Raw genomic sequence first — 7,114 nt, 5'->3', positions numbered from 1 at the left:
GGTATCAAGGTAGGGGTGGTTAAATTTGACTGCCTATATACGGACGATGACGTCCTATATGAAAGGGCTGGAGTCCCTGTTAGAAAGGGGCTATCAGGGGCCCTTTGTCCAGACCACTTCTTCGTATCGAATATTGAAGAGGTAGTAAAGTGGGGTACAGACAATGACTTAGACCTACTTATAACAGAATCAGCAGGTCTTTGTAACAGGTGTTCTCCTTATATCAAAGAGATAAAGGGGGTCTGTGTTATAGACAACCTTTCAGGTATAAATACACCAAAGAAGATAGGGCCTATGCTAAAGGCTGCAGACATAGTAATAATAACAAAGGGCGATATAGTATCCCAGGCAGAGAGGGAGGTTTTTGCATCAAAGGTAAATTCAGTAAACCCAACGGCCATAACTATGCATGTAAATGGTCTTACTGGCCAGGGAACTTACGAGCTAAGTACCCTATTGATGGATGAGAAGAAGGAAATATCTACAGTAAAGGGTATGAAGCTGAGATTCCCGATGCCATCAGCCTTATGCTCCTACTGTCTAGGTGAAACTAGGATAGGTGAGCAGTACCAGATGGGTAATGTTAGAAAAATGGACCTAGAGGACAAGTAAAGGGATGGAGGAAGAGAAATGAATGAAATAGAAAAGTTAAAAATTGCGGACCTTCTAGAAAAGTATCCTTTTGTAGAGTCCTATTTTGAAGAAAATAAGCTAGATGTTGTAGGCTTTGAGGACAAGACCTTTGTAGAATTTTTAGACCACTTTTCCCTAGAGGAAGTGGAGGATATGGCCCTAGATCTTAACAAGATGACTATAGACCTAGTGGAGTATATCAAGCAGATGAAGGACTTCTTGGGTATAGAGGATTCAAATACGGTTGATGTATTGACAATCATACCAGGTCAGGACAAGTCTGGTAACAAGGAAGGCTTTGACAGGCTTGATATCAAAAAGTCAGAGATGATAGCCATAGTAGGGCCAACTGGATCTGGTAAGTCAAGACTTCTGGCAGACATTGAGTGGACTGCCCAGTGTGATACACCTACTAAGAGAACAATAATGATAAATGGGGAATACCCAGACAAGAAGTGGAGATTTTCTTCAAACAACAAGCTGGTAGCCCAGCTATCACAGAATATGAACTTTGTAATGGACCTGTCTGTTAGAGACTTCCTAGAGCTACATGCAAGGTCTAGGATGGTAGAGGACATCGACCAGACGGTTGACAAGATAATAGAAGAGGCTAACAAGCTGGCTGGAGAGCAGTTTAAGATGGATACACAGATAACTGCCTTGAGTGGTGGCCAGTCTAGGGCCTTGATGATAGCTGATACGGCCATCCTATCATCATCACCTATAGTCTTGATAGATGAGATAGAAAATGCCGGTATAGATAGGAAAAAGGCCTTGGAATTATTGGTATCATCTGATAAGATAGTCTTGATGGCAACTCATGACCCTACACTTGCCCTATTGGCAGATAGGAGAATAGTTATCCAGAATGGTGGTATCTTCAAGATAATAGAAACTAGCCCAGAGGAAAAAGAGAAGTTGTCAGAGCTAGAGGAAATGGATAGGAAAATCCAAGAAATGAGAAGGGCCCTTAGGTACGGTGAAAGAGTTTAGCCTGGGGGAATCAGGTGATATTATGGATATAAAGCATTTTTATATTGAAAAGGGCCAAGGAGAGCCACTAATTCTTCTTCATGGAAATGGGGAAGACTCCACCTATTTTGTAAACCAGATAGATGAATTTTCTTCAAACTATAGGGTGATAGCCCTAGATACAAGAGGTCATGGTCAGACTCCTAGGGGAGATTCAGCCTTTACAATCAGACAGTTTGCCGATGACTTATTGGGCTTTTTTGACAGGATGGATATTCAAAAGGCCAATTTACTAGGCTTTTCTGACGGGGCTAATATTGCCATGTGCTTTGCTGCCAAGTACCCAGATAGGGTCTTGAAGCTAGTATTAAACGGTGGGAACCTTGATACCAAGGGCATAGAGGAAGAGATTCAGAATAAGATAGAAAATGCCTATGAGTCAGCAAAAATGGATGCAGATAATAGTGAAAAAGCAAGGATAAAAATGGAGCTACTTGGTCTTATGGTAAATGACCCAAATATAACAAGACAAGAGTTAGAGGCAATAGGGGCTGAGACACTTGTGATTGCTGGTACAGAGGACTTGGTTAAGAAGGACCATACTGAACTTATTGCTAGCCAGATTAAAAATGCAAGCCTGGCCTTTGTAAAGGGTGATCACTTTGTTGCCAAGGAAAATCCAAGTGATTTTAATGCTATAGTCAAAGAATTTTTACTCAAGTAATTTAGTTAGCAAAACTAATGCGAATCATAGAGTTGTTTTGGATAGAGTATAATATTAGGTTGGAAATATATTGAAAACAATAGCTAGTTGTGATATTATTTCAATTAGGAAGTTATTAATAATATTTAATGGTTTTTAATAAAGGAGAGCGTATATGAAAAAGAAATTAGCGGTATTTTTAGCAGCCCTACTAGTTGCAACTGGTTTGACTGCTTGTGGTCAGAAGGAAGAAGTATCCAGTGAACCTGCTGTTACTGCAAAGGTTGCAGCCCTAAAGGGACCTACTAGTATGGGTATGGTGAAGATGATGGCAGACCAGAAGGATGCAAAGGAGAAGAACTATGAATTTACAATAGGGAGTTCTCCTGATGAGATAGCACCAAAGTTTTTGAAGGGTCAGTTTGATATAGTAGCCCTACCATCAAACCTTGCGTCTATCCTTTACAACAAGAGTCAGGGTAAGGTTCAGGTCTTAGCTATAAATACCCTAGGAATCCTATACCTTATGGAAAATGGAGACACTGTAAAGTCTGTTGGTGATCTTAAGGGAAGGACAATTTATTCAAGTGGTAAGGGAGCTGTGCCAGAATATGCCTTTAACTATATACTTAAGGCAAACGGCCTAAATCCTGATACCGACCTAAGGATTGAGTACAAGTCTGAACATACAGAGGCCCTAGCAGCCCTATTGAATGACAAGTCTAGCCTAGCAGTTTTGCCGCAACCATTTGCTACAGTTGCAAGTCTTAAAAATAAGGGCTTGAGACCAGCCCTAGACCTGACTAAAGAATGGGACAAGGCAAGCAAGAATGCTAAGAGCACAATGATTACGGGTGTAGTAGTTGTAAACAAGGACTTTGCAGCTAAGTATCCTGAAAAGATTAAAAAGTTTATGGCTGATTACAAGGCATCAATAGACTATACAAACACTAATGTTGATGATGCAGCCAAGCTAATAGAAGAAAATAATATAGTTCCTGCAGCAGTTGCCAAGAAGGCTATACCACAGTGTAATATTACCTATATAGACGGGTCTGATATGAAGGACAAGCTGAGTGGGTATTTACAGGTCCTATTTGAGGCAAATCCTAAGTCTATAGGAGGCAAAATGCCTGCTGACGATTTCTACTATGTACAAAAGAAATAGTAAATTATATATACTGGCTATAGTCTTTTGGTTGTCAATTTGGCAATTAGTCAGTTCTTTGATGGGCCAGGAGATACTTTTAGTATCTCCTGTTTCTGCTTTAGCCAGGTTGGGTCAACTTTCCTTGGAAGTAGACTTTTGGAAGACGGTGTGGTATTCGTTTTATAAGATAAGCCTTGGCTTTTTACTTGCCTTTGTACTGGGGATAGGCATGGCCCTACTGGGGTCAGGGTCAAGGACATTTAGGGTCTTAATCCAGCCCTTAATGGCTACAATACAAGCAATACCGGTAGTTTCATTTATTATACTATGTTTAATATGGGTGTCATCACGAAACCTGTCAGTCTTGATATCCTTTTTGATGGTTCTGCCCATTATATATACCAACGTTTTGACGGGTATAGATAGCATTGATGCATCATTTGGGGACCTAGCCAAGGTATTCAAGATGAAAAGGTCAAAGATAATCAGGTATATTTACCTATCCGAGGTATATCCCCACCTAAAATCTGCAACCCATGTATCTCTGGGTCTATGCTGGAAGTCTGGTATTGCTGCCGAAGTAATTGGTATGCCCCATATGACTATTGGAGAGAATCTTTACCAGTCAAAGATATATCTTAGTACGGGTGACCTATTTGCCTGGACCCTGGTAATTATAGTTTTGAGTGTGGCCTTTAGGAAGGTATTTGTGGCCTTAATGGATAGGCTGGTAGACAGGCTGTCTATATAATTAGGGTAGGTGAAATTATGGATATTTTGATGGAAAAAATAAATAAGACCTATGGAGACAAGCAAGTCCTTAAAGACTTTACAGCAAATTTTCAAGAGGGGACTATAACCTTTATCAGGGGTGAATCGGGCATAGGTAAGACGTCTATTATTAGAATTTTGATGGGACTAGAGGGCTACCAGTCGGGTATGATAAGTGGTATGGATGACAAAGAGGTATCTGTTGTATTCCAGGATGACTGTCTTTGTGACAAACTAAGTCTATATAAAAACTTGAGGATGGTCCTAGATGGTCAGGAAGACAAGGACCAAGATTTAGGTGGACTTTTAGATGTATTTGGATTGGGAGCATATGGTCACAAGAGAGTGGCTGAACTAAGTGGTGGTATGAAGAGACGGTTGGCTATTTTAAGGGCTATCCTATTTCCCCATAATTTAATGATTATGGATGAACCCTTCAAGGGTTTAGACGAAGAAAATAAAAGGTTGGTTATGGGCCAGGTTGGTCAAAGTCTAGTTGGAAAAACTGGAATTATTGTTACCCATGACAAGACAGAAATAGATTTTTTTAGGTCAATTGAAGGCCTTATAATAAGAGAAATAGATATAAAAAAATAGGGTTGATTTGCGTCAACCCTATTGATAGTATGACGGGCATGCCGTCAGTCTGTGGTGAAAGTCCACGTAGGGCGTAGTTGCCGACGAACCTCATAGCAACTTGCAAGGTTATCACCGTGAGGTGATGGCGAGACAATCCGTAAGACTCGCAGACCATTATCAGGCGGTAGCCAAAACAGCGGGACTTCGCAGGATAATAAAAGAAATTCTCGCAAAGCTAGGACTCATTAGTTGTGGTTGTATAATATTTAGCGTTGGTGAGAGAGGGAGAAGAAAGTCCCCCCTACTCGATTCAAATCTTTATTTTTTACTTTTACAATTACATTCTTTTTTATATCTTATATAACTTCCTAAAGAAATAATCGCATATACAATTATATTATATATTGTCATCTCTACTTTTTTTTGATTAACACTATAGAAAAGAAATATTATAAAAACTATAGTTATGAAAAAATGAAATAAAACTCTTCTGCTTCTCATATCCGTTATCTCAATCCTTTTTCTATATATGTTTGGGTTGGACCCACTTTATGTCTTCTAGCTGAATCTGAATAAAATTTCTTAACATAATAACCTCCTAAATACAAAATAACCTCTTAAATACAAAAAAATCTATTTAGTAAATTATAACATTTTTTTCGTAAATTGTAATAATAAGTTGAATATTGACAACTAAGAGATTTAAAACTGACTTTATAGCAGTCTTTATTGACATGCAAAAAATTAAGTAATATTATAAATTAAAGGGAAGTTGGATTTTCACCAGCCTTCCCAATAATCAAATATTTATTTTTTTTTAACTGCCTAATCGGCAGATTAGCCATAGAAGGCTAATTTACAGAAAAAATTACATACGCTTGAGGGAGGAGAAAATCCTCCCTACTCGATTTTTAGCTAGAGGGCTTATAAGCCTTTTAACTCATTTTCAACCTTCTTGGATACTGATTTTTCACCACCAACTATAATTATATTCTTTATGTCATTAGCCTGGATAAATGCCTTAGTATCCTCATTTAGCTTGTCTGGTCTTGTAAGGAGGATAACTCCATTACTAAAATTAGCAACAGTACCAGAGGCAAGGGCATCAGGATAGTTAGTAGAATCTACTATAACAGCAGTACTAATATATGGCTTAAGGACTGTCTTGTAGGCCTTGGCAATTTCTACGGCTGTTTTATACCTGTCTGAACCGGAAATCCTACCAGTGTATAGGTCTGAGCTTTTACCAAAGTAGTCTTTATCATGAGTATTTAATCCGTCAAGGTCTTCTGGGTAAGTTTTAACTCTTTTTGGAATAGAGTCATTACCACCTATAATAAACCTCCAACCTTCAAGATTATCATTCATATTAAGTTTATATGATCCTACAAAACAAGTTCCTTGTTCCCTCATTAGTTTGGCTACAAATGGTATAGAGGATAATAGGTCTGGGAATTTTTGGTCATTTACAAGTATGCCATTACTGAGATCGCCCCTAAAATGTATATCTGGAAATAATATACTAAATAGAGTTAGGTCCATGTCATTAGCGATTGAAAGAAAATCTTTACCCTTATACCTATCATAAAACCTACTATATTTAAATCCATTTGTCTTTAAAGTCTTTTCAAGTGAATTATTTAAAAGCTTGTAGTCACCCATTATATAGACACGATCAACATCATTGATTTTTAACCTATTTAAGATAGACTTGGATATACCAGACTTAGGTACAATATAGAAGGGTGCCTTTAAGGCTGTTGCCATATATGACCCATAAAGAGCAGTCCTAAAATCATTACCAGGTGCTAGTACAGCCTGACTGGCGTATGACTTGCCAAAATAATTTTCTTGAACTTCTATGGCCGTTTCATACCTATCGGCTCCAGCAAATCTAGTTACATACATATCAGCACTAGCAACAGATGGTAGCAAAAAGGCTAAGGCACAAGATAAAATAAGCGATTTTTTCAATCCTTTAATCATAGTAGATTCTCCCTTGAATAATGTATAAATATTTAATCTTAATCTGTAGATATGTAAAAAAACATCTACTATAATAATTATACAATTCATAAATCAAATTAACAAGATAAAGGGTAAAAATTATAGTTATAAGCGGCAAAAATCAAGCCTTCTAAGAGGAAATCTCCTAGGCTTATATTTAAAGTAAAGCTATTGAAAATAGCTAATTTTATCACTTGTTAAATAGTGTTGGCATATGGATTAGTTTATTGTATAATATAGGCTAGGAGTAGTTTGTATATTAAATGAAATTTAAAATAAGAGTTTATTGAAGGAGGAAT

The 7,114-nt window shown here is 37.7% G+C and carries 7 protein-coding genes; 6 read left to right on the top strand and 1 reads right to left on the bottom strand.

What is annotated here, in order from left to right:
- The 6 genes from ACW6OJ_RS06225 to ACW6OJ_RS06200 all read left to right on the top strand — a co-directional run.
- Nucleotides 1-612: GTP-binding protein (locus tag ACW6OJ_RS06225; protein ID WP_456096046.1), on the top strand; the 612-nt coding region annotated here is incomplete at its 5' end.
- A gap of 18 nt (nucleotides 613-630) precedes the next feature.
- Entirely contained in the window at nucleotides 631-1,626 is a 996-nt protein-coding gene (locus ACW6OJ_RS06220) for an ATP-binding cassette domain-containing protein (protein ID WP_293429341.1), read from the top strand.
- 22 nt (nucleotides 1,627-1,648) lie between these two features.
- Complete coding sequence (locus ACW6OJ_RS06215; RefSeq protein WP_455105499.1) at nucleotides 1,649-2,329, top strand: alpha/beta fold hydrolase; 681 nt, start codon at nucleotides 1,649-1,651, stop codon at nucleotides 2,327-2,329.
- Nucleotides 2,330-2,483: 154 nt separating this feature from the next.
- Nucleotides 2,484-3,476: an ABC transporter substrate-binding protein gene (locus ACW6OJ_RS06210; protein ID WP_455105498.1), complete on the top strand. Its 993-nt coding sequence runs from the start codon at nucleotides 2,484-2,486 to the stop codon at nucleotides 3,474-3,476.
- Nucleotides 3,460-4,209, top strand: a complete 750-nt coding sequence (locus ACW6OJ_RS06205) for an ABC transporter permease (protein WP_455105497.1) — start codon at nucleotides 3,460-3,462, stop codon at nucleotides 4,207-4,209. The genes ACW6OJ_RS06210 and ACW6OJ_RS06205 overlap by 17 nt, the downstream gene beginning before the upstream one ends.
- Before the next feature lie 17 nt (nucleotides 4,210-4,226).
- Nucleotides 4,227-4,826, top strand: a complete 600-nt coding sequence (locus ACW6OJ_RS06200) for an ABC transporter ATP-binding protein (protein ID WP_293429353.1) — start codon at nucleotides 4,227-4,229, stop codon at nucleotides 4,824-4,826.
- Nucleotides 4,827-5,732: 906 nt separating this feature from the next.
- Here ACW6OJ_RS06200 and ACW6OJ_RS06195 read toward each other — a convergent pair.
- Nucleotides 5,733-6,794, bottom strand: coding sequence for a cell wall-binding repeat-containing protein (locus tag ACW6OJ_RS06195; RefSeq protein ID WP_455105496.1), 1,062 nt, complete (start codon nucleotides 6,792-6,794; stop codon nucleotides 5,733-5,735).
- Between the last annotated feature and the right edge of the window lie 320 nt (nucleotides 6,795-7,114).

Source organism: Peptostreptococcus sp. (assembly GCF_977045075.1).
The sequence above is the reverse complement of the archived record's forward strand: the minus strand, read 5'-3'. Positions and strand labels throughout refer to the sequence as shown.

What these genes read in the sequence shown, in the direction of transcription:
- ACW6OJ_RS06200 (WP_293429353.1), top strand. Translation starts at nt 4,227, where the DNA reads ATGGATATTTTGATGGAAAAAATAAATAAGACCTATGGAGACAAGCAA.
- ACW6OJ_RS06195 (WP_455105496.1), bottom strand. Translation starts at nt 6,794, where the DNA reads ATGATTAAAGGATTGAAAAAATCGCTTATTTTATCTTGTGCCTTAGCC.
- ACW6OJ_RS06210 (WP_455105498.1), top strand. Translation starts at nt 2,484, where the DNA reads ATGAAAAAGAAATTAGCGGTATTTTTAGCAGCCCTACTAGTTGCAACT.
- ACW6OJ_RS06220 (WP_293429341.1), top strand. Translation starts at nt 631, where the DNA reads ATGAATGAAATAGAAAAGTTAAAAATTGCGGACCTTCTAGAAAAGTAT.
- ACW6OJ_RS06205 (WP_455105497.1), top strand. Translation starts at nt 3,460, where the DNA reads ATGTACAAAAGAAATAGTAAATTATATATACTGGCTATAGTCTTTTGG.
- ACW6OJ_RS06215 (WP_455105499.1), top strand. Translation starts at nt 1,649, where the DNA reads ATGGATATAAAGCATTTTTATATTGAAAAGGGCCAAGGAGAGCCACTA.